The following is a 25,766-nucleotide window of genomic DNA, read 5'->3' as shown; positions in this document are numbered from 1 at the left end:
GGAATAATTCAGGATAAGGTATGATTTGGTGTGAAGAAAGTTGGAGGGATGCCTTGGATAGAGTCTGTGAGAACCGTGTTTTTTATGGTATGATAGATAAAAAGAAATCGTTTTATAAATGAAAAGTGAGACAAACGGGAATCGCCAGAGAATGAAAAATGGAAGCATATAGAGATTTACTATCGCAAATTCATACAAACTGTAAAAACGTACCATTTCATAAGAAATTATCAGCTTACAACATTTTTGATGTATTAGAGATACAGAGCCGTGAAGTGATCATGTGCCGTTTTTTGACCGATCTGCTGAATCCAGAGGGAATGCATGGCTGCGGAATCCGGTTCCTGAAATCGTTTATCCGAGATGTGTTGAAAATGGATCCGGTAAGCGATACATTGCTATTGCATACGGAGGTAGTCAAAGAGTACCCGATTGATAAAGAGAGAAGAATTGATATTTTCATACGGAATGCGGAGTATCAGATTCCGATCGAGGTAAAAATCTATGCGGGGGAACAGGAAGGACAGTGTTCGGATTACTTTGAGATGGCACAAAATTCCCGATTGATATATCTAACCCGTTTTGGAACTCCGCCATCTGAGTACAGCCGGAAGAAGAAAGGCGGAGGAAATTTATTACCATTAGGGCAAATCCAGTGTATTTCATGGGCAGAAGATATCTATCGGTGGCTAGAAGGTGAATTGCAAAATTTAAAAGAGCCATTTCGGGCAGTGATGGAGCAATATTTGGATGCGGTACATAGCATAGCGGATGAAAGAGAGAAGAAAGTGGCAGATAAAGTGATTGAGGCATTGTACGAATCGCCGGAAAAATTTCTTGCCGGAATTGAGATTGAAAAATCAATGAAAAAGGCAAAGATGCGGCTGATTCGCCAGGTGTTTGAAGAATTTCAGCAGCAGATGCAGCCAATTTTAGAAAAATATGGTTTGAAATTAGAAAAGGATAGTGGATATTATTCCTATCAGGATTCACAGCATGATAAATTTTATGATTGTTACAGCACCTATCCTGGATTGAATTATGTGGTAAAAAAGGCAAAATTTCAAAAAGCGGGTCTGGAACTCTGGTTTCGGATTGAGGTAGAACATAATTTGTTTGCGGGATTTTGCCTGTTTGATAAAGAAGCCAGCTCCAAGGATGGCTTTTCGAAAGGCTATCAGGTAGATGATATAACCGATGAGCTTAAGCAGGAGGCATCCAGATATCTCAAAAAGGAAATAATTCTGCCGGAGGACTGGTGGTTTGCCTGGTGTTATCCGAACGGAAAACGCTACTGCGAAGAGGCAGAAGTGCCGGATTTTAAGCAGATGAATCCGTGTGCGGTTTCACTTGTGGATGAAACGGCGCGGAGGGAGTATGTGAAGCGGGCGTTGGCGGTGTTCGAGAGAGAGCTTTTGGGGTGGCTTTTGTAAAAGGATAAATTGTCGCTTAAACAGAATATCATGTCGCACTATAAAAACACATTTACACAAACACAAACATTGCAAATAACAAATATATTCTACCTTGAAACCGAAAGCGAGGCGTTTCACCAAAATGACAAGAGAAGAATTATTTCAATGGGTAAAACAGGAATATGGCACGGAAGCGGAATATCCGTGGAAGGATTCGAACGCAGTGCTGCGTCGGGCGGATAATGATAAATGGTATGGCGTGATTTTGAGTGTTGCAGGGAGTAAGCTGGGGCTGGAGGATGATAATATCATAGATGTTATAAATCTAAAGAGTGATCCGATGCTGATAGGTTCTTTGCGGGGGCAGAAAGGATATTTTCCGGCATACCATATGAACAAGGAGAAGTGGATCAGTGTTTTGCTGGGGGATGCGGGGCTGGATGAGCCGATTAAAAATTTACTTGCGTTAAGCTATGAGCTGACAGCGCCAAAGAAAAAGAAGAATACTTCCAAATAGGGGGGGGATCTTATGTCAAACTTTGAATTTTTAAAGAATACAAAAGAATATGCATTATTTGCGCCAGCGGTGATGGAAGCGAAGCACACCAGCAAGGATCCGAATATTGGCCGGAAACAGGTTATGCTGTATGCGGACTGTTTAGAGCGGAAGTTTGGCCGCAGACCGATGATGTTTACGACGAATGGATTTGAAACGTATTTCTGGGATGATAAGACTTCTCCACAGCGTCCGGTCAGTGGTATTTTCAGAGTTTATTAACGATCAGTCATTGAACCAACGGCAGATCAATTTTGTTCATAAGATTATTAATCATATGGAGCAGAATGGGTATATGGAGAATGTGGCTGTTTTGCAGAAGCCTCCGTTTGATAAGCCAATTAGTTTTTTAAAGCTGTTTGATGTGAGAACGAGAACAGCGCTTATGAAAGCGATTAATGATGTCCGGGAGAATGCGGTTACAGTGGCGGGATGATGAAAAAATGACAGGAGACTGCGGAGGCAGTCAGTATAGAAGAGTGAAAGAAGCGAACGACTGCGTATTGTGTTAGAAATAGACAGTCGTTTGCTTTTTGAACGTTATTTTTTCTTTTTAAAATATCGCAGTGCCACCGCATACCCATAGAGCACCGCCGGTATAACGATCGTGCAGAACAGCGATGCCAGCAGCAGATTTTCTGCCAGTGGACTGTCCATCAGGGCGAAGATGATGGAAGAGACGTAGAGAGCGATTAGGATAACAGCACCCGTCAGCGCCAAAATGCGTTTTGATTTCATATATGGTATCCTTTCTAATTTTATAACTCTATAAAAAAGAGTGATTGGAATTTGTAATCATTTTTATATTGTTTCAAAGGCAGATTGGATATTGCTGTCTTTGATGAACTGTCTTTTATTTTATTATTATAAAGGATGTAAGAATTTTTTTCTATACTTTTCATTTGCGGTGCGGTAAAATAAGAAGAGATGTGGCAACTGTTCACAGTTTTTTGCTTAATTATGAACAAGAAAGGGGAGGCACACGATGAATTGGAAGAAAAAATTTATGTGGGCAGCATCCTTTTTAGTATCCCTGTTTGTTTGTGGGACAGCGCTGGCGGCAGGTAATGATGCGTCTGCGGACACCCCGGCGCAGGGCAAGGAAGAAAATCAGGTTTACCGGTTCAGTACCGAAAATAATGTCAATGATATAACGGAGACAGAGGCATCGGCGGCAGAAAGTGGCGCGGCTGGTTTTAAAAATAAAGAAATGTATCTGTATGAGGGCGAGTGGGTCGGAGACGGCGAGGACTGGCAGTATCGCCTGACGGATGGCAGCTTTTTGAAAGCGTCCTGGCTGAAATCAAATGGTCACTGGTATTATCTGGGAAAAAGCAGCTATATGCAGCGGGGACTCCGGAAAATTGGCACAAACCGTTATTATTTCGCCGAGAGCGGCGCGATGATGACTGGCTGGATTTATGAGGAAGAGACGGATCAGTGGTATCATGCAAACGAGGATGGGGCACTGACGACCGGCTGGTATCAGGCAGGAAATGCCTGGTATTGGTTTGATTCCAAATGTGTTATGTTCAGCGGCGGAAACCGGATGGTAAACGGGCATAAATATTATTTCTTTGACAATGGTCAGATGGCGGCGGATCAGTACGTGGAACTCAACTACTACGATGCAAATGGACTGCGCGACCGGACGCATGATGTGCGTTTGATGGGAAAACGGCGTCCGTCGGACAGTGAAAAAGAACAGATTACGAAAGAACTGGCAGGCGTGCCAAGAGAGTGGATCAAACGATTTGCAGAATCAGGCTGGGAGCTGATGTACTACACAGATAAGGCATACTTCTCAGCGCCGAAAACAGAGCAGGGTATCTATTTTGTCAATTATGATACAGATGTGCATTACAAGAAAATCAAATTTTCTAAACCGCAGGGACTTGCGATGGCATTCGGCGAGTTCGCTGCGTCGGAACTAAGCGACGAAGAAACCTCACGTGCCCTGACGGATTTCGAGCGGTATCTGGCTGGCAGTGGACTGGTGCAGCCGCTTCCATCCTACTTTGACGATAAGCCGGAGATGCAGTTCGGCAGCTTTTTCGCCGCCTGCTGTGACAAAGATGTCCGAGCTGACATCCGAAAAAACAGTCCGGAATTATACAAATATGTCGTAAAGTTAGGATTCTGGCAGGAAGGACAAAAACCAGACGAAGCCGAAGGAGTCGAGATGAACTCTGATCCGGAATTTGCCGGAAGCGGAGCCGGACCGGCCGGGGATGAATCTTTAAAGGCTAAGAGTGGTCCGGCATCGGAAGTGCCGTAAGAAAACGTGGCGGCAGCAGGAATTTGCCGTATGTAAATGCAAAGCCGCGGCAAATTCCGTTACTGGGCACGTATGCGTGAACAGTAACCACTACTCTGCCAATTCCTCCCACTTCTCATACAATCCCTCTAACTTTGCATTCAGTTCTTCCTTCTCTTTATTCAGTTCCATCAAACGCGGAACATCGGAAAAGACAGTCTCATCGCAGAGAAGCGCATCGATCTCCTGATCGCGGGTTTCAAGGGTGTGGATTTCTTCCTCGACGCGTTTCAATTCATTCTGTTTCTTACGAAGCCGCGTCTGTTCTTCCTTCTGCTGTTTCCAGTCCAATTTGCCGGAGGAAGCGCTGGCTGCCGCTTGAACTGCAGCGGTCACGGCAGAAGCGGACGAAGCAGCAGAGGTACCAGTGCCATTTCCGGAAAGAGCAGTCGGATTTGCGCCTGCCGCAGCGGTCAGATGGCTGGAAGTCCCTGTGTTTCCGGCTCCGGAAGATTTTGCAGAGCGGTTGGCTGCCTGTGCGGCGGAAGCCAGATAGGCTTTCTCCTGCGTCTCCTTCTTTTCCAGATAATAATCGTAGTTTCCAATATAATTAATCAGTGTTCCCATCGTCAGATCGAGAATCCGGGTCGCAGTTTTGTTGATGAAATATCGGTCATGGGAGACGTAGAGAACGGTTCCGGTATAATGAACCAGCGCGTTTTCCAGAATCTCCTTCGAGGCGATATCCAGATGGTTGGTCGGCTCATCGAGGATCAGGAAGTTCGCCTCCGAGAGCATCAGCTTCGCCAGGGAAACACGTCCGCGTTCGCCGCCGCTCAGATCGCGGATGCGCTTAAAGACATCGTCGCCGGTGAAGAGAAATGCCGCCAGCACATTTCGGATCTGCGTGTTGTTCATATCCGGGTAGGTGTCCTGCAGCTCGTCAAAGAGCGTCTTGTCCATGTGCAGAACCTGGTGTTCCTGATCGTAGTAACCGATATGCACCTTGGAACCTAACCGGATCTCGCCGTTGTCCGGGGTCAGAAGACCGTTGATCATCTTGAGAATTGTGGTCTTGCCGGTTCCGTTGTTGCCGATGATGGCGATGCGCTCGCCGCGTTTTATCTCAAAGTTCAGATCCGTGAAGAGTGTCATGCCGTCGAAACTCTTGGCAAGCTCACGGACGGAGAGAACGTCATTTCCGCTGGTGACGCACGGTTCCAGTGTAATGTGCATCGCGTCGTTGATTTCGGTTGGTTTTTCCAGAAGATCCATCTTGGAAAGCATTTTTTCACGGCTCTCGGCGCGCTTGATGGATTTCTCACGGTTAAAGGATTTGAGTTTGGTGATAACCTCCTCCTGATGACGGATCTCCTGCTGTTGGTTTAGGTAAGCCTTGAGCACACCGGCGCGGATGATCGCTTTTTTCTCGCTGTAGGCGGTGTAATTGCCCTGGAAAGAGGTGGCGATGCCGCCGTCCAGCTCGACGATCTTGGTCACGACGCGGTCCAGAAAATAGCGGTCGTGGGCGACGATGATGACCGTCCCGGCGTAGTTCATCAGATAGGTTTCCAGCCACGCGATGGATTCCATGTCGAGGTGGTTGGTCGGCTCGTCCAAAAGGATGATGTCCGGTTTGGAGAGCAGGAGCTTACCGAGGGAGACGCGCGTTTTCTGACCGCCTGAAAGTTCGGAAACCGGTTTGGAAAATTCTTCCTCGACAAAGCCGAGTCCCTTTAAGACACCGGTGATCTCGCTCTGCCATGCGTAGCCGTTTAAAAGTTCAAATTCATGGTTTAAGCGGCTGTAAGTGTTGAGCATCGTCTCGAGCTTTTCGCCCTCGGCGTGCTTCATCTGGAGTTCCAGCGTGCGGATCTGCTGTTCCATTTCCAGAATCGGACGTTTGACCTCCAGAAGAGAGTCATAAATGGTGGTCTGGCTGTGCAGATCCTGGTGCTGTGCCAGGTAACCGAGGGTTTTGCCCTTGGCGATGGTCACGGAGCCCTCGTCCGCTGCGAGTTCTCCGACAATTATTTTTAAAAGAGTCGATTTACCGGCTCCGTTGATGCCGACGATGGCGGCTTTTTCGTGATCTTCTACATGAAACGATACGTGTTTGAGGATTTCCTCCGTACCGAATGCTTTTGAAATATTGCTGCAAGATAAAATCATAGATTCCTCCTGTGGTTGTATCCATGTATTTCGGTTAAAAAATATACCGTCAATCTTAAATTATAATATAAATAAAGAAGCAATGCAAGAATGAGAACGGTTAATGGCTGTTTCTGGTCAGAAAATTTTGCGAAATACAATGTAAAATCCCTCATATGAAATAAAAAAATTGACAATTATTTATCATATGACTATAATAAATTTATCAGATTGTCCGAAGGTTTGCGTAAACCATATGGACAACGTTATAGGAAAGAAAGGTGGAAGAAAGCCGTGGAACAGAAAGAGATATCTAAAGCGGTCATTTCTAGGCTACCCAGATACTATCGTTACTTGGGCGAATTGCTCGAGGAGGGAGTAGAGAGAATCTCATCGAATGATTTGAGTATCCGCATGAAGGTGACAGCGTCCCAGATTCGTCAGGATCTGAACAATTTCGGCGGATTTGGTCAGCAGGGATATGGTTATAATGTAAAGTATTTATATTCGGAGATTGCCCGGATTCTGGGAATTGACCGTCAGCATAACCTAATTATTATCGGTGCGGGAAATCTGGGTCAGGCGATCGCGAATTATACAAATTTTGAGCGGCGTGGTTTTTTAATCAAAGGCATGTTTGATGTGAATCCGCGTCTGGTCGGCCTGGTAGTCCGTGGAGTGGAGATCCGCGGTATTGAGGATCTGGAACAGTTTATCAAGGACAATGAAGTGCAGATCGCAGCGCTGACGATTCCGAAGTCGAAAGCACCGGAGATTGCGGATCGGCTTGTCAAAGCCGGAATCAAGGCGATCTGGAATTTTGCCCATACAGATTTACAGGTTCCAGATGACGTTGTGGTGGAAAATGTCCATCTGTCGGAGAGCCTGATGCGCCTTTCTTACCGCGTATGCAGTATGCAGGATCAGAAAGCGAGAGAAGAAGCGCAGAGAAAGCAGGAAGAGGCAGCTGGTGCCGGAGAAATAAAATGATCGTCGGAATTGGTACGGATCTGGTAGAGATAGAGCGAATCAAAAAAGCCTGTGAAAAAGAGGCTTTTTTGGTGCGTGTATATACAGAAGAAGAGCGTCGGCAGGCTGGGGGAAATGCGTCCCGGCTCGCCGGCGATTTTGCGGTAAAAGAGGCAGTCTCGAAGGTGTTTGGAACAGGCTTTCGGGGCTTTGGACTGCTGGATATAGAAGTGCTCCGGGACGAGTTTGGAAAACCGTGGGTGCAGCTTCACGGGGGAGCGAAGAAACTTGCGGACAGCCTGAAAATCACCCGGATTCACGTGTCGATCACGAATACAGGCAGTCTTGCATCCGCTTACGCAGTCGGAGAGGGGGAATGGAAATGAGACGTCTGGTGACAGGAAAACAGATGAAAGAGATAGATGGATATGCAATCCGGAAAGTGGGGATACCCTCTCTGGTACTGATGGAGCGAGCGGCGCTGGCGGTTGCAGACGAGATGGAAAAACGGTATGGGAAGCTTTCAGGGCAGAGGCTTCTGGTATTTTGCGGAACGGGCAATAACGGTGCGGACGGCGCGGCGCTGGCTAGGATTCTCTTTCTGCGCGGCGCGCTTCCGACGGTTCTCACGGTCGGTGACAAGGCGCACTGGACGGGGGAGATGACCTGCCAGGTGGCGATTGACCGGAATCTGGGGATCCCGGTGGAGGCGTTTGAAAATTATGTGCCGGGGCATGTGGAGATCATGGTGGATGCGATCTTTGGTGTGGGTCTTTCCAGAGAGGTCGGCGGTGAATTTGCCGAGGCGATCCGTTTTATGCGGGAGCAGGAGCCAAAGGCGGTAGTTGCGGTTGATATTCCGTCCGGCGTCAGCTCAGAGACGGGGGCGGCGCTTGGCGAGGCAGCTGAGGCGGATCTGACCGTTACTTTCGGCTATGAAAAGCTGGGAATGGTGTTCTATCCGGGACGGAAGCTGTGCGGCGAGATTGTGATTGCCGACATCGGGTTTCCGGCGTATACAAAATATGAAGGGCATACCTATTTTGCCTATGATCCGGAGGATCAGAACCAGATCCCGAAACGGCGGGCAGACGCCAACAAGGGAACGTATGGAAAAATCCTGATCGCAGCCGGTTCGGAGGGGATGTGCGGCGCAGCGTATTTGAGCGCCCTGGCTGCGTACCGGATGGGCGCGGGACTTGTGAAGATCCTGACCGTCCGGGCAAATGTGCCGATTCTGCAAAATCTCCTTCCAGAGGCGATCCTGACGCCGTATGATCCGGAACAGGCACAGACGGATCCGGCAGGTTTTAAGAGTCTGGTGGAACAGGAGTGCGGCTGGGCGAGCGCGATCGTGCTGGGACCGGGACTGGGAAAGGAAGCCCATGTCGCAAGTCTGGTGCAGAACGTGCTGCTTTCCGCCTATGTGCCGATCATTGTGGATGCGGATGGATTAAATGCTGTCGCACAGCATCCGCATTTGTCCGGGTATTTTACGGAAAATGTGATCGTTACTCCGCATCTGGGAGAGATGGCGCGTCTGACGGGACGCTCGATTGAGGATCTGAAACGGGATCTGGTCGAGTCAGCGGTGCGGTATGGCGAAGAAAAAGGCGTGACCTGCGTGCTCAAGGATGCCGTGACGGTGACGGCGGGGCGCGATGGCAATGTGTATATCGGCGACAGCGGCTGCGCCGCGATGGCAAAGGGCGGTTCCGGCGATGTGCTGACCGGTGTGATTGCCGGGCTTCTGGCGCTGGGATTTTCAGAGGATGAAGCGGCGGCGCTCGGCGTGTTCCTGCACGGAAGAGCCGGGGCGGCAGCTGCCTGTAAAAAGGGAGAGCATTCCGTGCTGGCAAGAGATATCGCGGACTGTCTGCTTGAAAAGATAGATTGAAAATAAAAAGGAAGACAAAAAGATGGAAAAAGCATATACAATGGCAGAAGAACCATATACCCGGATTTATGCGCGGATTGACCTGGATGCGATTGTGAAAAATATGGAGGCGATGCGCGAAAATCTTCCGGCAAAAACGAAGATGATCGGCGTGGTTAAGACGGATGGTTACGGTCACGGGGCTGTCCCGGTGGCGAAGACGATCGCGCCGTTTGTCTGGGGCTATGCGGTGGCAACCTTGGAGGAAGGACAGAACCTGCGCCGCCACGGCATTGACAAACCGATTCTGGTGCTTGGCAGCACGCACCCGCGCCATTTTGCGGAATTGATTGAGGGCGATATCCGTCCAGCGATCTTTGAGGAAGACAAGGCAGAGCTGCTCTCAAAACTTGCGGTTTCGATGGGAAAGACGGCGAAAATGCATATTGCGCTCGATACCGGCATGGGACGAATCGGATTTCACCCGGATGAAAATAGCCTGAAAGAGATAGAGCGGATTGCAAAGCTTCCGGGCATTGAGATCGAGGGAATGTTTACACATTTTGCGCGTGCTGACGAGGCGGATAAGGCATTTACCCATTTACAGTATGAGCGGTACCAGAAATTCCATGAAGGTCTGGAAAATGCAGGCGTTCATATTCCGATGTGCCACTGTGCGAACAGCGCGGCGATCATGGAACTGCCGCGGATGGGACTGGATGCGGCGAGAGCCGGTATCACGGTATACGGTCTGTATCCGTCGGATGAGGTAGAGCGAAACATGAAGATTTACCCGGCGATGGAGATCCGCAGCTTTATTACTTATGTTAAGGAAGTGGAGCCGGGCACGCCGATCAGCTACGGCGGAACCTTTGTGACGGATCGTCCGATGCGGATCGCGACGATTGGCGCCGGATACGGCGATGGCTATCCGAGAAATCTCTCTGGAAAGGGTTATGTCCTGATTCATGGACACCGCGCACCGATTCTGGGACGCGTCTGCATGGATCAGTGCATGATCGATGTGACCGATATCCCGGAGGCTGCTGAGGACACGCGGGTAACGCTGGTCGGACGCGACGGGGACGACGAGATCACGATGGAAGAGCTGGCGGAATGGAGTGGCGGTTTCCACTATGAGATCCCATGCGTGCTTGGAAAACGTGTGCCGCGCGTGTACGTGAGAGGTGGAAAGATCGTCGGGAAAAAGGATTATAATGATGATCGGTATGAGGATTTTATGGAGTAAAGCCGGCGTTTGAACCATTTAGAAAAAGGATTCATAAGATAAAGTAGATAGCTTCGGCAAAGCCGGGAACCTGGACTGCCGGATGCATTTATGGGACGACCCGCGTATAGGCGGTGTAAATCTGTCCATACTAACGGTATAAACGGACTGTGGAGCTGTGAAAGTACAAAGCAGTTATTTATATCTTAAAATAGTTTGGACGGAGTGTGAATCGAGTGGTTATCAGACGAGGAGATATTTATTACGCAGATTTAAGACCGGTCATCGGCTCAGAGCAGGGCGGCGTCCGCCCGGTGCTGGTCATCCAGAATGATATCGGCAACAAGCACAGCCCGACCGTGATCTGCGCGGCGATCACATCAAAGATGAACAAAGCCAAGCTGCCGACGCATGTGGAATTAAATACGCGCCGCTGTGCGATGGTGAGGGATTCGGTCATTTTACTGGAACAACTCCGTACGATCGATAAGCAGCGGCTGAAAGAGAAAATCTGTCATATCGACGGGGCGCTTTTACAGGAAGTGGACCGTGCGCTGAAGGTCAGTCTGGAACTGGATACATAAAATCAGCCGCGAACCCCTTGTCAAGCATACAGAATGGTGTTAAAATAGTTAAGATGCAGCTTTTTAGTGCCGAAATCGGCGTGATATAAAAGCTGATGAGCGAAAAGATACAACAAAGAAGATAGAAAGAGGAGTGTTATTTTATGTCAGGACATTCAAAGTTCGCCAATATTAAGCACAAAAAAGAGAGAAACGACGCAGCAAAGGGAAAAATCTTTACCGTTATCGGTCGTGAGATTGCCGTAGCTGTTAAGGAAGGCGGTTCGGATCCGGCAAACAACAGCCGTCTGCGTGATGTGATTGCAAAAGCAAAAGCGAACAATATGCCGAACGATACCATCGATCGCGGTATCAAGAAAGCAGCCGGAGATGCAAACTCTGTCAATTACGAGAATCTTACATATGAGGGATATGGTCCGAATGGCGTCGCTATCATCGTAGATACCCTGACCGACAACAAGAACCGTACCGCAGCGAATGTCCGCAGCGCATTTACCAAGGGCGGCGGAAACGTAGGTACTCCGGGCAGCGTGTCCTTTATGTTTGATAAAAAAGGTCAGATCATCATCGACAAAGAAGAGTGCGAGATGGATCCGGATGAGCTGATGATGCTTGCACTGGATGCAGGAGCTGAGGATTTCTCTGAGGAGGAGGACAGCTACGAAGTGATCACCGCACCGGAAGATTTCTCTGCAGTCCGCGAGGCGCTGGAGAAGGCTGGCGTTCCGATGATGGAAGCAGACGTTACCATGATTCCGCAGAACTGGGTAGAGCTTACCGATGAGGAATCCATCAAAAAGATGCAGAGAATCCTGGATCTTCTGGATGAGGATGATGACGTACAGGCTACTTACCATAACTGGGATGAGTAATTGATATCATATTTGATATAGATTTAAAAAAATAAAGATACGATTCATATAAAAACTGTCGCTGGAATACAATGGCGGGCTGGACTTTTCAAAGAAGAGGGCTGGCAGCCGGATGTATTTGGCGGCAGTTTTTGTGTAATAGGAATTTCCTTGGAGACACATTCGTTTTTATTTTGCAAATTTTATGGAAGCATTAAAGAAAAAAATACCATGTCCGGCAGCAATAAACTTGCCTGAACATGGTATTTACTCGTATTTTATCTACTAGTTGCTTGTATAATGATAGCTGTCTAACAGCTGTGCCTTCATATGCCACAGCTCGTTGGAGAGATCCACATGAATCTCATGCGGGTTTACCAGACGGCGGGACTCATCCCACAGCGTCTCCTGTTCTTTCTTGCAGTATTCGCGGATGTCCATAACCTTTGGAGACTCGTAAACGCATTTGCCGTTTTTGAAGATTGGAACGAGAAGTTCGCGCATGGTGTAGGTGCCCGGCGCGAGGTGTGTCTTTTTCCATGTCTCGATCGGATCGAAGAGCAGAAGGGAATTCTTCTCATCGAACTCTTCATCCACGAGACAGATCAGATCTGCGATAATCTTGCCAGTCTCCTTGTCATAGATTCGCTGGATGGTCTTGTTGCCCGGATTGGTAACCTTTTCTGTATTTTCCGAAAGCTTGATCTTCGGGATAAATTTGCCTGTGTGACGGTCCTTGATGGCAGCCAGCTTATAAACGCCGCCGAAGGAAGGGCAGTCCTTGGAGGTGATGAGGTTTGTGCCGACACCCCAGGACGTGATGGCAGCGCCCTGAATCTTCAGGCTGTCGATCAGGTATTCATCCAGATCGTTGGAGGCGGAGATGACTGCATCCGGGAATCCGGCGTCATCCAGCATCTTGCGGGCTTTCTTGGAAATATATGCAAGGTCGCCGCTGTCGAGGCGGATGCCGTAGAAAGTCAGCGGGATACCGGCGTCGCGCATCTCCTGGAAGACGCGGATCGCGTTCGGAACACCGGAACCCAGGGTATCATAGGTATCGGCTAACAGGATGCAGGCACTCGGATAGAGCTTTGCATAAGCGCGGAACGCAGTCAGCTCATCCGGGAAACTCATGATCCAGCTGTGTGCGTGGGTTCCCTTGACCGGAACGTCAAATAGTTTTCCGGCCAGTACATTGGAAGTGCCGATACAGCCGGCGATCATGGCAGCGCGGGCGCCATAGGTACCGGCGTCAGCACCCTGCGCGCGGCGAAGCCCAAACTCCATGATTCCGTCCCCGCGTGCGGCGAAGACGATACGGGAGGTTTTGGTCGCGATCAGGCTCTGGTGGTTGATGATATTTAAGATGGCAGTCTCAACCAGCTGTGCTTCCATGATCGGCGCGATGACCTTGACGAGGGGCTCACGCGGAAAGACAACAGTGCCTTCCGGGATTGCGTAGATGTCACCCGAAAATTTGAAATTGTGAAGATATTCGAGGAAATCTTCATCAAAAATGCCGAGTCCGCGTAAGTATTCGATGTCGGCATCATCGAAGTGAAGATTTTTCACATAGTCAATGACCTGCTCTAAGCCGGCGCAGATGGAAAACGCATTTCCATCCGGGTTTGTGCGGTAGAACGCATCAAAAATGACGGTTTCGTTGGCATCTTTCTCCCGGAAATAGCCCTGCATCATCGTCAGTTCATACAGGTCGGTCAATAGGGTAAGGTTTCTTGGCTCCATAATATTCTCCTTTGTTGCGAAAGACGGCTGCGGGCACGCCCTTCTTTTTATATATAGTATACTTCATTGTTTATATTTGCAATGAATGTCTGTGTCTGTTTTTTAAAGTAAATACAGACATATTTTATATACTATACCATAAAATCAGGGGAATGGCAAAATAATGATAATTTTATAACATGTGAATCATATCCGAAACATTCCTTGACAACCATCTGGAAAAAAGATACAATGTCCATGTTAGTGATTTGATTACTAATTACGATAGGAAAAGCAATGATGGAGACAGTAGCGCCGCACGGAAAGCGGGAGCGAGGCAGGGACGGTGAGAGCCTGCTGTGAGTAAAGCGGATGCGAAGATCACTCCGGAGCTTCGGGCTGAACCATTTTTGGAAGTCTGAGCGCCGTTTCTGACAGCGCCCGGAAGGAAAATTCAGTAAGTACCGACGGTTTCCTCCGTTATAGGGAGCGCATATAAAGGTATGCAGTAATAGGTGGTTAAAAGCAAGTGGGCCCTTGTCCTGTTACAGGATGGGTCCATTTTTATTTCATAGAAAAAGACATTCTATGAAATAAAAACTTTATTTCATATTTTTAGGAGGAATTTATCATGTACAACAAAGTTCCGGCAAACATGAATTTCGTGGAACGTGAAAAGAACATTGAGAAGTTCTGGGAAGATGAGCAGATTTTTAAGAAGAGTATCGACAGCCGTAAGCAGGGACCGACCTATACATTCTATGACGGACCGCCTACCGCAAACGGCAAGCCGCACATCGGACACGTGCTGACCCGTGTTATCAAGGATATGATTCCGAGATACCGCGCGATGAAGGGCTACATGGTTCCGAGAAAGGCTGGATGGGATACCCACGGTCTTCCGGTTGAGCTGGAAGTAGAGAAGATGCTGGGACTGGACGGCAAGGAGCAGATTGAGCAGTATGGTCTGGAACCGTTCATCGAGCACTGTAAAGAGAGTGTCTGGAAATACAAAGGAATGTGGGAAAAATTCTCCAACACCGTTGGTTTCTGGGCAGACATGGAGCATCCGTATGTTACCTACCACAACAGCTTCATTGAGTCTGAGTGGTGGGCATTAAAAGAAATCTGGAACAAGGGACTTCTTTATAAGGGCTTCAAGATCGTACCGTACTGCCCGCGCTGCGGCACCCCGCTGTCCAGCCATGAGGTGGCACAGGGATATAAGGACGTCAAAGAGCGTTCTGCGATTGCTAAATTCCCGGTAAAGGGCGAAGATGCATACATTCTTGCATGGACGACCACCCCGTGGACACTTCCGTCCAACGTGGCGCTCTGTGTAAATCCGGACGAGACATATGTAAAGGTAAAAATGAAAGAGGATGGCACGGTTTATTATATGGCGCAGGCGCTGTGTGATACCGTTCTGGGCGAGGGCACTTACGACGTCCTGGAAACCTTTGTCGGAAAAGATCTGGAATATAAAGAGTATGAGCCATTATTTGACTATGCCGTAGCAACCTGTGAAAAACAGCATAAGAAAGCATTCTACATTGTCTGCGATAATTATGTAACACTGACCGATGGTACCGGTGTCGTACACATCGCGCCGGCATTTGGTGAGGATGACTCCAAGGTCGGCAGAAAATATGACCTTCCGTTCGTACAGTTGGTAGACGGCAAGGGCGAGATGACGAAGGAGACTCCGTGGGCTGGTATGTTCTGCAAGAAAGCCGATCCGGAGGTTCTGAAAGCATTAAGAGAAAGCGGACTTCTGTTCTCTGCACCGGTATTTGAGCATAGCTACCCGCACTGCTGGCGCTGCGATACACCACTTATCTACTATGCACGTGAATCCTGGTTCATCAAGATGACCGCAGTCAAGGATGACCTGATCCGCAACAACAACACGATCAACTGGATTCCGGAGAGCATCGGTAAAGGGCGTTTCGGCGACTGGCTGGAGAATGTCCAGGACTGGGGCGTGAGCCGTAACCGTTACTGGGGTACTCCATTAAATATCTGGGAGTGCGAGTGCGGCTGTCAGCACGCGATCGGAAGCCAGGCAGAATTAAAATCTATGAGCCCGAACTACACGGACGTTGTGAAAAAATATGCAAAAGAGATGGATCAGGAGGCAAATGGAGAGGTTGAGCTTCACCGCCCATTCATCGATGATGTGACGATCACCTGCCCGAAGTGCGGCAAACAGATGCACCGTGTACCGGAGGTTATCGACTGCTGGTTTGATTCCGGTTCCATGCCATTTGCACAGCATCATTATCCATTTGAAAATAAAGAACTGTTTGAGCAGCAGTTCCCGGCAGATTTCATCTCCGAGGCGGTTGATCAGACGCGTGGATGGTTCTACTCCCTGTTAGCTATCTCGACCCTGATCTTTAACAAGGCGCCGTACAAGAATGTTATCGTTCTGGGGCATGTCCAGGATGAGAACGGACAGAAGATGAGTAAGTCCAAGGGCAACGCGGTTGACCCGTTCGATGCACTGCAGACTTACGGCGCTGACGCGATCCGCTGGTATTTCTACATTAACAGTGCACCGTGGCTGCCGAACCGTTTCCACGGAAAAGCCGTTATCGAGGGACAGAGACGTTTCATGGGTACTCTCTGGAATACCTATGCATTCTTTGTACTCTATGCGAATATTGATAATTTTGACGCAACCAAATATACGCTGGAATATGATAAACTTCCAGTTATGGACAAATGGCTGCTGTCCAAGTTAAACAGCCTCATCAAAGAGGTGGACGACGATCTGGGCAACTACCGCATCCCGGAGGCTGCAAGAGCGCTTCAGGATTTCGTCGATGATATGAGTAACTGGTATGTCAGAAGAAGCCGTGAGCGTTTCTGGGCGAAGGGCATGGAGCAGGATAAGATCAATGCATACATGACACTCTACACTGCACTGGTAACCGTAGCGAAGGTAGCGGCTCCGATGATTCCGTTCATGACCGAAGATATTTACCAGAATCTGGTTCGCAGTCTGGATAAAGAGGCACCGGAGAGCATCCATCTGTGCGACTTCCCGGTTGCAAATGAGGCGCACATCGACAAGGATCTGGAAGCGAAAATGGAAGAAGTCCTGAAGGTTGTCGTTCTGGGTCGTGCAGCAAGAAATACTGCTAACATCAAGAACCGTCAGCCGATCGGACGTATGTTCGTGAAGGCAGAGACCGCTCTGCCGGAGTTCTATCAGGAAATCATCCAGGATGAGCTGAATGTGAAGAAGGTAGAGTTCACGGATGATGTCCGTGCATTTACCTCCTACAGCTTCAAGCCACAGCTTCGTACCGTTGGACGCAAGTATGGCAAGTATGTAAACGAGATCAAAGAGATTCTTGCAGGTCTGGACGGAAATCAGGCGATGGATACCTTAAATGAAACCGACCTTTTAAGCTTTGAGACGCAGGACGGTACAAAGGTAGAGCTGGCAAAAGAAGATCTTCTGATTGATATGGCACAGGTACCGGGCTTTGTATCTGAGGGCGACAATTTCGTTACCGTTGTTCTGGATACTAATCTGACACCGGAACTCATCGAAGAGGGCTTTGTCCGTGAGATCATCAGTAAGATTCAGACGATGCGTAAGGAAGCCGGTTTTGAGGTAATGAACCATATCAACGTCTTCCAGGACGGAAATGATAAACTTGCAGAAATTTTAAAGAACCATACAGAGGAAATCAAGAAAGAGGTTCTGGCTGATAATATCCTGATTGGCACCATGGGCGGATACACAAAAGAGTGGGATATCAATGGCGAAAAAGGTATGTTTGGTGTTGAAAAAACGACTGACTGATGTGTCTGACGGGAAACTGTGATACTACGAATATTAGGAGGACAGGATGCGCGAGATCAGCAAAGAAGAGTTTAAAAAGAGTGTTATCGAAAATGTAAAGAACCAGTACCGCAGAACGATCGACGAGGCGACACCGCAGCAGATATTCCAGGCTGTGTCCTATGCGATCAAGGATGTGATTATCGACGACTGGATTGCAACCCAGAAGCAGTTTGACGAGACAGGCGCAAAGAAGGTATATTACCTTTCTATGGAGTTTCTGATGGGACGTGCGCTTGGTAACAATATCATCAACCTGGGTGCGAAAAAAGCAGTGAAGGAAGCACTGGAAGAGCTGGGTTTTGACCTCAATGCGATTGAGGATCAGGAGCCGGATCCGGCACTTGGAAACGGCGGTCTGGGGCGTCTGGCAGCATGTTTTCTGGATTCCCTGGCAACTCTTGGTTATCCGGCTTACGGCTGCGGCATCCGTTACCATTACGGTATGTTCAAGCAGAAAATTAAAGACGGCTACCAGGTGGAGGTGCCGGATGAGTGGCTGAAAAACGGTTATCCGTTCGAGCTTCGCCGCCCGGATTATGCGACCGAGGTTAAATTTGGCGGTTATGTCAAGACCGAGTGGGACGGTGAGCGCAACCATTTTGTACAGGAAGGTTATCAGTCTGTTCTGGCAGTTCCGTATGATATGCCGATTGTCGGCTACGGCAACAACGTAGTCAACACCCTGCGTATCTGGGATGCACAGCCGATCGACACGTTCAGCCTTTCTGCATTTGACAAGGGTGATTACCAGAAGGCGGTCGAGCAGGAGAATCTGGCGAAGAACCTGGTTGAGGTCCTTTATCCGAACGACAACCACTATGCGGGTAAAGAGCTGCGTCTTAAACAGCAGTATTTCTTCATTTCTGCCAGTTTACAGGTTGCTCTGAAGAAATTCAAAGAGACAAACGATGATATTCACAAACTGCCGGAGAAGATCGTATTCCAGATGAACGATACGCATCCGACCGTGGCAGTTGCTGAGCTGATGCGCCTGCTCCTGGATCAGGAAGGCTTAAACTGGGATGAAGCGTGGGGTATCACAACAAAATGTTGTGCATACACCAACCACACTATCATGGCAGAGGCGCTGGAAAAATGGCCGATCGAGCTGTTCTCCCGCCTGCTTCCGCGTGTATACCAGATTGTGGAAGAGATCAACCGCCGTTTTCTGATCGAGGTACAGAATAAGTACCCGAATAACTACGAGAAAGTTAAAAAGATGGCGATCATCTTTGACGGTCAGGTCAAGATGGCGCATCTGGCGATCGTAGCCGGATATTCCGTCAACGGTGTGGCAAAACTTCACACCGAGATTCTGAAAAATCAGGAGCTGAAAGATTTCTACGAGATGATGCCGGAGAAATTTAACAATAAGACAAACGGTATCACCCAGCGTCGTTTCCTGCTGCATGGCAATCCGCTTCTGGCAGACTGGATCACGGAGCAGATTGGCGACGAGTGGATTACCGATCTTCCGCACCTGGCAAAATTAAAAGTATACGTCGATGATCCGAAATTCCAGCAGGAATTTATGAACATCAAGTACCAGAATAAACTGCGCCTGGCAAAATACATCAAGGAGCACAACGGCATCGACATTGATCCGCGTTCCATTTTCGATGTACAGGTAAAACGTCTCCATGAGTACAAGAGACAGCTTTTAAATATCCTTCATGTAATGTACCTGTATAACCAGCTCAAAGACAATCCAAACATGGATATGGTTCCGAGAACCTTTATCTTTGGTGCGAAAGCAGCGGCAGGTTACCAGATTGCCAAGAAGACGATCAAACTGATTAACTCCGTAGCAGATGTTATCAACAATGATAAATCCATCAATGGTAAGCTGAAGGTTGTGTTTATCGAAGATTACCGCGTTTCCAACGCAGAATTGATTTTTGCGGCAGCGGATGTCAGCGAGCAGATTTCCACCGCCAGCAAGGAGGCGTCCGGTACCGGCAACATGAAGTTCATGCTGAACGGTGCGCTGACGCTGGGCACGATGGATGGTGCGAACGTGGAGATCGTCGAGGAGGTAGGCAAGGAGAACGCATTTATCTTCGGTCTGAGCGCTGACGAGGTTATCAATTATGAGAACAACGGCGGTTACAACCCGGAGGAGATCTTCAACACCGACCAGGATATCCGCCGCGTGCTGATGCAGCTCATCAACGGCTACTATTCACCGCAGGATCCGGAGCTGTTCCGCGATATTTACAATTCTCTGTTAAATACAAAGAACAGTGCCAAGGCAGATACCTACTTCATCCTGAAAGATTTCCGTTCCTATGCGGAAGCACAGAAACGCGTCGAGGCAGCTTATCGTGACGAGAACTGGTGGGCGAGAGCAGCCATGCTCAACACAGCAAGCGCTGGTAAATTCTCCTCTGACCGTACCATCGAGGAGTATGTGCGCGACATCTGGCATCTGGAGAAGATCCATGTGGACGATGATGATGTAAAGGCACTGTAAAAGGAGTAAAAAGAGGGAGGACACACTATGAGAGGATACAGAAAAAGACCGGGGACACAAGGATTTTCGGTTCCTCTTGTGGGTGCTTCCCTCTTTTTTATCATTTCGCTGTTTTTGTTTGCTTCTTATAAAAACAGCGCCTATCAGCAGGCGAAAAAGGAAATCTATTCGCTTTATACGGCGAACCGGGCGTTTGATCTGGATGAGGTGTATCAGGACGGTCTGACGGCGATCTACGCGAAAGAGTATGGAAAGACGGCAACCGAGGCTGGATGTGAGGCGCTGGAGCAGACGGGGCTTCCGTATGTTCTTTTATTATCGCAGTTTTCCACACCGGTGGAACGCGTGTATGTGACTAACTGTCAGCTGAGCGAGATGGGGCGGGAGAAGAAGGCGCGGACGTATGACTACACGGTTTCGGTGCGTTTCTGTCTGGAAAAAGGCGATGAGGTGCTGGCACCGGAGAAGACGATGGACTTTCATGGAACTGTGGTGATGAAGAAAAAGGGATGGTTCCGCTGGCTGCTGGATGGTGTGACGCTGGGGGAGTAAAAGAATGATAGAGGGGAAACTGGAAGAGACTGCAAAGGGCGGCGGAGGAAAAGCCGGAGCGTAGACTTGTGATATTTTTTGAGTGCCTGTCATAAGATAAGGAAGGCAGAGAAAAGAAGCAGGTTTGTAAGGCATTGAAACCATAAGTTTACTGGTATGGCAAAACAGAAAATGCGTGAAACCGTACTGGAACAGTCAAAACAGGAGAACCGAAATGAAGAAGAGAACTGCCGCCGTACTGGCGGCTTTTTTGATCCCATATATCACAACACTGGCAGTTTCCGGGCGTGTGCAGGGGGCGGATGGAGGAAAAATCGGAGGAAATTCAGATAGAACATCTGGAGGGGGAAGTCAGACGGATGATCGGCAGATCCTTCTGGATCGGGAGGATGTCGGCCGCAACAACGGAACCGGGTATGCTGTCCCACTGGAAGAATATCTGATCGGTCTGACTGCAGTGCAGATTCCGGACGGCTATCCGAAGGAGGCAGTCAAGGCGCAGGCAATTCTGGCGCGGACGGCGCTGTACCGGGAGATGGACGGGGCAGATTCGATCGAGGAATCGGCGTTAGATATGGATTATCTGGAGCCGGAGCAGATCGAGAGCCGGTTTGAGGCGGCTGGAATGCCGGAATATTACCAGGCGATCTGTGGGGCGGTGCGGGAGAGCGCAGGACAGACGGCGATATGGGATGGGAATTATATTGAGCCGCTGTTTCATGCAGTGAGTGCGGGGCGGACGCGCGAAGGGGATGAGGCGCATCCGTATCTGGCGTCGGTTGCGGCAAAGGAGGATGAGGGCGCTGGCGGCTACCTGACGCGGCAGGGCATGACACGGGAAGAACTGAAAAAACGTCTGGAAGAAGGACTGAATGCATTGGGAGAACACCCGGATCTGGAAAATCTGGAAGAAGATCGGATTCTGGAGGAGATTCAGATCGTGAAACGGGACAGCGCCGGTTATGTGGAAACAGTGCAGATTGGGGCGGAGACGTACAGCGGGGACGCGGTGCGCTATGCGTTAGGCGTGCCGTCGCCAGCTTTTTCCCTCGAGGAAGACGGGGACGAAATCCGCTGTGTTACTTATGGGCGCGGGCATGGTTACGGGTTGTCGCAGTACGGGGCGGGACTCATGGCGGAGAATGGGAGTAGCGCGGAAGAAATTTTAAAGCATTATTTTAAAAATATTCAAATCGTTTCTGAATAAAACGATTCACTTCGGCAAGACTAATACCGAGGTGATAAACGTGAAAAATAAAGTAAGACAGTTATTCAGGGACAAACTTGTTCTGGTAATGACAGTGCTTGGTCTGCTGACAATCGTAGCCGCAGCAGGAACCGTAAAAATTCGAAAAGATAATGCGCAGGATGGAAGAAATCCGTATCTGGATGTGCCGCAGACGGAGGGAATCCTGGCGGAAGAGATGCCGCAGAACCGTTTAGAAGAAAACGACGGACAGGCGGAAACACGCGCACAGGTGGCAGGAAGTTCGGATGCCTCGTATTCGGTCAATAACCGGGATGAAGCCGATCAGAAGCCGATGGAGGAGGAAAAAGAGAGCAGTCTGGGAGCCGGAGCAGCTGCCGCACGCGCACTTTCCTACAATGGAACCGATCGCTTAAGCTGGCCGGTCCAGGGCAATGTAATTCTCGATTACAGCATGGATTCGACCATCTATTTTCCGACGCTCGATCAATACAAATGCAATCCGGCGCTCATTATCCAGGGCGATGTGAGTGAACCGGTCGCCGCACCCGCCGAGGCGCAGGTAACCGAAGTCGGTTCCAATGAGGAGATCGGCAATTATGTTGTGCTGGATCTGGGAAGCGGCTACACGGCAGTCTGTGGACAGCTCAAAGACGTTCAGGTGGCGCAGAAGCAGTATGTGGCAAAAGATACGACGCTCGGATATGTGGCAGAGCCGACCAAATACTATTCGATTGAGGGAAATAACGTATATTTCGAGCTGATGCACGACGGAGAACCGGTGGATGCACTGGATTATCTGGAATGATAGGCTGAAATGCTGTTTATGATGCGCCTTGCAGTCTGGTTCTGGCTGTGGCAGAAATTGGAAATGAAGGGATAAGTTTGTGTTTTGTGACAGGTGGTTTTGAAACAGAAAGCTGCTGTATGAAAACATGAAGACAGGGAATTTTGTTGATTTGAAGCAAGGCGGGCAGCTAATTTGCTCTGCCTTGTTTTTCTGCCAATATTTGATATACTATAGGTAAAGTATGAATATTTTCAAAGATCAAAGGCTGTCAATGTAGGTTATAAATAAAAGTTACTATAAATTGAACGATTTAATAAGGAGGACAAAGATGGAACAGGAATTGTTGAAGAATAATTTTGAACGTCACGGATTTAAAACGAGTTTCTTTGATACAAAGGAGGCTGCGTTGGACTATCTGAAAGATCAGATTTCCGGGAAAAAAGTTGCGATAGGCGGAAGCGTGACGGCACAGGAGATGGGACTTTATGAAGCACTTTCCGAGAAAAATGAGGTGATCTGGCACTGGAAAAAGGCAGGGCGCGAGACGCTTATGGAAGCGAGAAGTGCCGAGGTGTACATAACCAGCGCCAATGGTGTTTCCAAAACCGGAGAACTGGTCAATATCGATGGAACCGGAAACCGCGTGTCGCAGACCTTATTCGGACCGGAAAAAGTATATTTTGTCATTGGAAACAATAAAGTCTGTCCGGATTTGACATCTGCGATGGAACGTGCAAAACAGATCGCAGCACCGAAGAACGCAGCCCGTCTGCAGGTCCAGACCCCGTGTGCGAAAACGGGCGTTTGCGTAGACTGCAACAGCCCGGCACGGATTTGCCATTCGATCGTGATCCTGGAGCGTCCGAGCAATGGGATGGAAGTAGAGGTTGTGTTTGTGGATGAGGAGATGGGTTATTAGGAGCGGAATATAGTTACTGGTCACGGGTATGAACAGTACCGATTATAGAAAAATTTGATGGAAAAATAAGGATTTCTTTATATCTTTTTTGGACGGATTTGGTATAATCAAGAAGAACGAAGGCAGATTTGAACGAAAATATACAAAATCTACAGATACGTATGGGGGACGTATGGGGAAAGATGAAAGGAGAACAGGTAAACCATGAATATATTATTTTTTCTGACACCGAAAAGTGAAGTCATTTATGTGAATGAGGAGGACACGGTTGGGCAGGCAATGGATACGATGGAAAAGTACAAGTATTCTGCGGTGCCGATCATCACGAAGGCAGGGCGTTACGCAGGAACATTAACCGAGGGCGATCTGCTGTGGGGACTCAAAAATAAGACAGATCTGGTGCAGAAAGGACTGGAAAAAGTGCGGATCACTGAGATTCCACGCCGTTCCGATAATCAGCCGGTACTTGTCAATGCGGATATGGAAGATCTTCTGGGAAAGATCATGAACCAGAATTTCGTGCCGGTGCTGGATGATCAGAAAAATTTTATCGGTATTATTACCAGAAAAGATGTTATCAGTTACCTTTGTAAAAAATAGTACATAATGATCGCTCTGTTTTTCAGCGGCGATCGCATTTATATATTTCCTGCATAAGATAAAGTATAACTGCTTTTGTAGGAGAATGAAATATGAATGGTTATCAGGATAACTCCAGCCGGAAAAATGCCTGCCGTTCGGGAATGCCTCTTATGTCATGCCCGGTGGCAGGCATTTCTGGCAATCGCTGCATAAATACTGCACCGCCAACCTGTCCGCCGGAAATACCTTGTGCTGGTTCGGTGCATCCTGTTTTGGAAAATGGGGCATTTTGCCCGCAGGGGTCAGAAATCCGACCTGCCCGCCCGTATCCGCAGACAGGAGGAAACAGGCCGCCGCAGACATTTCTGGGAGGCGGAAATTATCCGGTCGGCATGGGATATGTACCGGTTCAGTCCTGGCAGCAGCCGTATGCGCTGGAAACCGCATTCAGGCGGGGAACTATTTTTCCGGATCTGGATCTGCCGTTTATGATGGGAGGTGCCTGCTGATGAATGAGACTGCCAGAAAATTGATGAAACGGATTGATGATGCCAGCTTTGCAATGGATGATGTGATTCTCTATCTGGACACCCACCCGGATGACAGGAATGCGCTGAATTATTACCGGTATGTGGTGGCACTTCGGAAAGAAGCTGTTAAAGCGTATGAGGCATCGTTTGGACCGCTCACGATCGAGGATGCGGACGATGCATGCACATGGTCCTGGCTTACAGAGCGCTGGCCGTGGGAAGGGGAGGTGTAGCGTATGTGGAGATATGAAAAAAGATTACAATATCCAGTCAATATCAAGACGCCGAATCCGAAGATCGCGCAATATATAATGAGCCAGTATGGCGGTCCTGACGGCGAAATCGGAGCCTCTATGCGCTACCTGTCCCAGCGGTATACGATGCCTTATAAGATGCAGAAAGGACTTCTGACCGACATCGGAACCGAGGAACTCGCCCATATGGAGATGATTGCCGCCATTGTCCAGCAGCTCACGCGCAACCTTACTCCGGCACAGATCGAGTCATCCGGGTTCGGACCATACTATATCGACCACACCACGGCAATCTGGCCGCAGGCAGCAGGCGGAATCCCGTTCAATGCGTGCGAGTTCCAGTCGAAGGGCGATGCGATCACGGATTTATATGAGGATATGGCAGCAGAGCAGAAAGCCCGCACAACTTACGACAATATTCTCCGCGTGGTCAAAGATCCGGAAGTGTGCGATCCGATCCGTTTTCTGCGCGAGCGCGAGATTGTACATTTTCAGCGGTTTGGTGAAGCTTTAAGAAATGTACAGGATCACCTGAGCAGTCGTAATTTCTATACGTTTAACCCAGAGTTTGATAAAGTGAAAGCGAAGGGATAAAACAAAAACCTCCGTAAACAATGTCAAATTCATTCTTTACGGAGGTTTTCAAACCAGCACCGAGTACGGATAAATCCTTACTGGATGTAAGGGGATTACCCATAAGTATATTGTAGTAGTGATGAGTTAGGTGTGCCAAATTTTTTATCAAGATACAGAACTAGTGTTTGCTAAATGCGGAGGCATATGGTATAATATAAACATGGAAAAAGATATATTTACTATTAAGAGAAATACACTTTCATATGGTAGAGGATATGTGTATTCTTTGCAATATCATCTTGTCTGGTGCACGAAATATCGAAAACAGGTTCTGAAAAATGGGATAGACGCAGAATGTAAAAAAATGTTGTATGGACTTGCGGAGGAATACAAATTTAAGATTCTG

Annotated in this window: 25 protein-coding genes; 22 read left to right on the top strand and 3 right to left on the bottom strand. The window is 48.5% G+C overall.

Features of this window, described 5'->3' with window-relative positions; all coding sequences use genetic code 11:
* Positions 1 to 158 precede the first annotated feature (158 nt).
* The 4 genes from DWY89_RS05585 to DWY89_RS05570 all read left to right on the top strand — a co-directional run bounded on the left by DWY89_RS05585 (position 159) and on the right by DWY89_RS05570 (position 2,407).
* Positions 159 to 1,433: a PD-(D/E)XK nuclease family protein gene (locus DWY89_RS05585; protein WP_118523780.1), complete on the top strand. Its 1,275-nt coding sequence runs from the start codon at positions 159 to 161 to the stop codon at positions 1,431 to 1,433.
* 124 nt (positions 1,434 to 1,557) lie between these two features.
* A complete protein-coding gene (locus DWY89_RS05580; protein ID WP_107001522.1) occupies positions 1,558 to 1,932 on the top strand; it encodes an MmcQ/YjbR family DNA-binding protein in 375 nt (124 codons plus the stop codon).
* A gap of 12 nt (positions 1,933 to 1,944) precedes the next feature.
* Entirely contained in the window at positions 1,945 to 2,193 is a 249-nt protein-coding gene (locus DWY89_RS05575) for a hypothetical protein (RefSeq protein WP_243022774.1), read from the top strand.
* Positions 2,117 to 2,407: a type I restriction-modification enzyme R subunit C-terminal domain-containing protein gene (locus tag DWY89_RS05570; RefSeq protein ID WP_118523781.1), complete on the top strand. Its 291-nt coding sequence runs from the start codon at positions 2,117 to 2,119 to the stop codon at positions 2,405 to 2,407. The genes DWY89_RS05575 and DWY89_RS05570 overlap by 77 nt, the downstream gene beginning before the upstream one ends.
* Before the next feature lie 104 nt (positions 2,408 to 2,511).
* Here the strand turns inward: DWY89_RS05570 and DWY89_RS05565 are convergent, their stop codons facing one another.
* Complete coding sequence (locus DWY89_RS05565; protein WP_022359311.1) at positions 2,512 to 2,709, bottom strand: hypothetical protein; 198 nt, start codon at positions 2,707 to 2,709, stop codon at positions 2,512 to 2,514.
* Positions 2,710 to 2,956: 247 nt separating this feature from the next.
* Here DWY89_RS05565 and DWY89_RS05560 point away from each other — a divergent pair, with 247 nt between their 5' ends.
* Positions 2,957 to 4,249, top strand: a complete 1,293-nt coding sequence (locus DWY89_RS05560) for an N-acetylmuramoyl-L-alanine amidase family protein (RefSeq protein WP_118524476.1) — start codon at positions 2,957 to 2,959, stop codon at positions 4,247 to 4,249.
* Positions 4,250 to 4,339: 90 nt separating this feature from the next.
* Here DWY89_RS05560 and abc-f read toward each other — a convergent pair whose 3' ends face one another.
* Positions 4,340 to 6,400, bottom strand: coding sequence for a ribosomal protection-like ABC-F family protein (abc-f, locus tag DWY89_RS05555; protein ID WP_118524475.1), 2,061 nt, complete (start codon positions 6,398 to 6,400; stop codon positions 4,340 to 4,342).
* A 273-nt stretch (positions 6,401 to 6,673) separates the two neighbouring features.
* Here abc-f and DWY89_RS05550 point away from each other — a divergent pair, with 273 nt between their 5' ends.
* The 6 genes from DWY89_RS05550 (at position 6,674) to DWY89_RS05525 (ending at position 11,908) form a co-directional block, all read left to right on the top strand.
* On the top strand, positions 6,674 to 7,369 hold the full coding sequence (locus DWY89_RS05550; protein ID WP_106999697.1) for a redox-sensing transcriptional repressor Rex: 696 nt from the start codon (positions 6,674 to 6,676) through the stop codon (positions 7,367 to 7,369).
* Positions 7,366 to 7,734 (top strand): holo-ACP synthase, encoded by a 369-nt coding sequence (acpS, locus tag DWY89_RS05545; RefSeq protein WP_106999698.1) that lies wholly within the window; start codon positions 7,366 to 7,368, stop codon positions 7,732 to 7,734. The genes DWY89_RS05550 and acpS overlap by 4 nt, the downstream gene beginning before the upstream one ends.
* A complete protein-coding gene (locus DWY89_RS05540; protein WP_118524474.1) occupies positions 7,731 to 9,245 on the top strand; it encodes an NAD(P)H-hydrate dehydratase in 1,515 nt (504 codons plus the stop codon). Before acpS ends, DWY89_RS05540 begins: the two co-directional genes overlap by 4 nt.
* Positions 9,246 to 9,267: 22 nt before the next feature.
* Positions 9,268 to 10,473, top strand: a complete 1,206-nt coding sequence (gene alr, locus DWY89_RS05535; RefSeq protein ID WP_243022754.1) for an alanine racemase — start codon at positions 9,268 to 9,270, stop codon at positions 10,471 to 10,473.
* 215 nt (positions 10,474 to 10,688) lie between these two features.
* Positions 10,689 to 11,036, top strand: coding sequence for a type II toxin-antitoxin system PemK/MazF family toxin (locus DWY89_RS05530; protein WP_022360133.1), 348 nt, complete (start codon positions 10,689 to 10,691; stop codon positions 11,034 to 11,036).
* Between the two features lie 143 nt (positions 11,037 to 11,179).
* Positions 11,180 to 11,908 carry a YebC/PmpR family DNA-binding transcriptional regulator gene (locus DWY89_RS05525; RefSeq protein ID WP_022360132.1) on the top strand — a complete coding sequence of 243 codons (729 nt, stop codon included), beginning with the start codon at positions 11,180 to 11,182 and terminating at the stop codon, positions 11,906 to 11,908.
* A 264-nt stretch (positions 11,909 to 12,172) separates the two neighbouring features.
* Here the strand turns inward: DWY89_RS05525 and DWY89_RS05520 are convergent, their stop codons facing one another.
* Entirely contained in the window at positions 12,173 to 13,636 is a 1,464-nt protein-coding gene (locus tag DWY89_RS05520) for a nicotinate phosphoribosyltransferase (RefSeq protein ID WP_118524473.1), read from the bottom strand.
* A gap of 610 nt (positions 13,637 to 14,246) precedes the next feature.
* Between DWY89_RS05520 and ileS the strand changes: the two genes are divergently transcribed.
* The 11 genes from ileS to DWY89_RS05465 form a co-directional block, all read left to right on the top strand.
* Positions 14,247 to 17,435 carry an isoleucine--tRNA ligase gene (ileS, locus tag DWY89_RS05515; protein WP_022360130.1) on the top strand — a complete coding sequence of 1,063 codons (3,189 nt, stop codon included), beginning with the start codon at positions 14,247 to 14,249 and terminating at the stop codon, positions 17,433 to 17,435.
* 46 nt (positions 17,436 to 17,481) lie between these two features.
* Positions 17,482 to 19,950 (top strand): glycogen/starch/alpha-glucan phosphorylase, encoded by a 2,469-nt coding sequence (locus tag DWY89_RS05510; protein ID WP_118523784.1) that lies wholly within the window; start codon positions 17,482 to 17,484, stop codon positions 19,948 to 19,950.
* 27 nt (positions 19,951 to 19,977) lie between these two features.
* Entirely contained in the window at positions 19,978 to 20,502 is a 525-nt protein-coding gene (locus DWY89_RS05505) for a hypothetical protein (protein WP_118524472.1), read from the top strand.
* Between the two features lie 214 nt (positions 20,503 to 20,716).
* Positions 20,717 to 21,709, top strand: a complete 993-nt coding sequence (locus tag DWY89_RS05500) for a SpoIID/LytB domain-containing protein (protein WP_118523786.1) — start codon at positions 20,717 to 20,719, stop codon at positions 21,707 to 21,709.
* A gap of 40 nt (positions 21,710 to 21,749) precedes the next feature.
* On the top strand, positions 21,750 to 22,517 hold the full coding sequence (locus DWY89_RS05495; protein WP_118491203.1) for a M23 family metallopeptidase: 768 nt from the start codon (positions 21,750 to 21,752) through the stop codon (positions 22,515 to 22,517).
* A gap of 310 nt (positions 22,518 to 22,827) precedes the next feature.
* Positions 22,828 to 23,418 (top strand): lactate utilization protein, encoded by a 591-nt coding sequence (locus tag DWY89_RS05490; RefSeq protein ID WP_118467519.1) that lies wholly within the window; start codon positions 22,828 to 22,830, stop codon positions 23,416 to 23,418.
* 204 nt (positions 23,419 to 23,622) lie between these two features.
* Positions 23,623 to 24,018 (top strand): CBS domain-containing protein, encoded by a 396-nt coding sequence (locus DWY89_RS05485; RefSeq protein WP_022360124.1) that lies wholly within the window; start codon positions 23,623 to 23,625, stop codon positions 24,016 to 24,018.
* Positions 24,019 to 24,110: 92 nt separating this feature from the next.
* Positions 24,111 to 24,509 carry a spore coat associated protein CotJA gene (locus tag DWY89_RS05480; protein ID WP_243022752.1) on the top strand — a complete coding sequence of 133 codons (399 nt, stop codon included), beginning with the start codon at positions 24,111 to 24,113 and terminating at the stop codon, positions 24,507 to 24,509.
* Positions 24,509 to 24,763, top strand: a complete 255-nt coding sequence (locus DWY89_RS05475; protein WP_022360123.1) for a spore coat protein CotJB — start codon at positions 24,509 to 24,511, stop codon at positions 24,761 to 24,763. Before DWY89_RS05480 ends, DWY89_RS05475 begins: the two co-directional genes overlap by 1 nt.
* Positions 24,764 to 24,766: 3 nt before the next feature.
* The gene (locus tag DWY89_RS05470; RefSeq protein ID WP_117795208.1) at positions 24,767 to 25,378 is read left to right on the top strand and encodes a manganese catalase family protein; all 612 of its coding nucleotides are present in this window, start codon (positions 24,767 to 24,769) and stop codon (positions 25,376 to 25,378) included.
* 163 nt (positions 25,379 to 25,541) lie between these two features.
* A partial coding sequence (locus tag DWY89_RS05465) for a transposase (protein WP_243022751.1) occupies positions 25,542 to 25,766 on the top strand: 225 nt, incomplete at its 3' end.

Origin of the sequence: Clostridium sp. AF27-5AA, assembly GCF_003478415.1 — a bacterium.
In the GTDB taxonomy this organism is placed as follows: Bacteria; Bacillota; Clostridia; order Lachnospirales; family Lachnospiraceae; genus Otoolea; species Otoolea fessa.
Note: the sequence above shows the minus strand (reverse complement) of the source record. Positions and strands in the feature narration are given on the sequence as shown.

Coding starts and splice junctions, on each gene's coding strand:
- DWY89_RS05585 (WP_118523780.1), top strand. CDS start 159: ATGGAAGCATATAGAGATTTACTATCGCAAATTCATACAAACTGTAAA.
- DWY89_RS05580 (WP_107001522.1), top strand. CDS start 1,558: ATGACAAGAGAAGAATTATTTCAATGGGTAAAACAGGAATATGGCACG.
- DWY89_RS05575 (WP_243022774.1), top strand. CDS start 1,945: ATGTCAAACTTTGAATTTTTAAAGAATACAAAAGAATATGCATTATTT.
- DWY89_RS05570 (WP_118523781.1), top strand. CDS start 2,117: ATGGATTTGAAACGTATTTCTGGGATGATAAGACTTCTCCACAGCGTC.
- DWY89_RS05565 (WP_022359311.1), bottom strand. CDS start 2,709: ATGAAATCAAAACGCATTTTGGCGCTGACGGGTGCTGTTATCCTAATC.
- DWY89_RS05560 (WP_118524476.1), top strand. CDS start 2,957: ATGAATTGGAAGAAAAAATTTATGTGGGCAGCATCCTTTTTAGTATCC.
- abc-f (WP_118524475.1), bottom strand. CDS start 6,400: ATGATTTTATCTTGCAGCAATATTTCAAAAGCATTCGGTACGGAGGAA.
- acpS (WP_106999698.1), top strand. CDS start 7,366: ATGATCGTCGGAATTGGTACGGATCTGGTAGAGATAGAGCGAATCAAA.
- DWY89_RS05540 (WP_118524474.1), top strand. CDS start 7,731: ATGAGACGTCTGGTGACAGGAAAACAGATGAAAGAGATAGATGGATAT.
- alr (WP_243022754.1), top strand. CDS start 9,268: ATGGAAAAAGCATATACAATGGCAGAAGAACCATATACCCGGATTTAT.
- DWY89_RS05525 (WP_022360132.1), top strand. CDS start 11,180: ATGTCAGGACATTCAAAGTTCGCCAATATTAAGCACAAAAAAGAGAGA.
- DWY89_RS05520 (WP_118524473.1), bottom strand. CDS start 13,636: ATGGAGCCAAGAAACCTTACCCTATTGACCGACCTGTATGAACTGACG.
- ileS (WP_022360130.1), top strand. CDS start 14,247: ATGTACAACAAAGTTCCGGCAAACATGAATTTCGTGGAACGTGAAAAG.
- DWY89_RS05510 (WP_118523784.1), top strand. CDS start 17,482: ATGCGCGAGATCAGCAAAGAAGAGTTTAAAAAGAGTGTTATCGAAAAT.
- DWY89_RS05505 (WP_118524472.1), top strand. CDS start 19,978: ATGAGAGGATACAGAAAAAGACCGGGGACACAAGGATTTTCGGTTCCT.
- DWY89_RS05500 (WP_118523786.1), top strand. CDS start 20,717: ATGAAGAAGAGAACTGCCGCCGTACTGGCGGCTTTTTTGATCCCATAT.
- DWY89_RS05490 (WP_118467519.1), top strand. CDS start 22,828: ATGGAACAGGAATTGTTGAAGAATAATTTTGAACGTCACGGATTTAAA.
- DWY89_RS05485 (WP_022360124.1), top strand. CDS start 23,623: ATGAATATATTATTTTTTCTGACACCGAAAAGTGAAGTCATTTATGTG.
- DWY89_RS05480 (WP_243022752.1), top strand. CDS start 24,111: ATGAATGGTTATCAGGATAACTCCAGCCGGAAAAATGCCTGCCGTTCG.
- DWY89_RS05475 (WP_022360123.1), top strand. CDS start 24,509: ATGAATGAGACTGCCAGAAAATTGATGAAACGGATTGATGATGCCAGC.
- DWY89_RS05470 (WP_117795208.1), top strand. CDS start 24,767: ATGTGGAGATATGAAAAAAGATTACAATATCCAGTCAATATCAAGACG.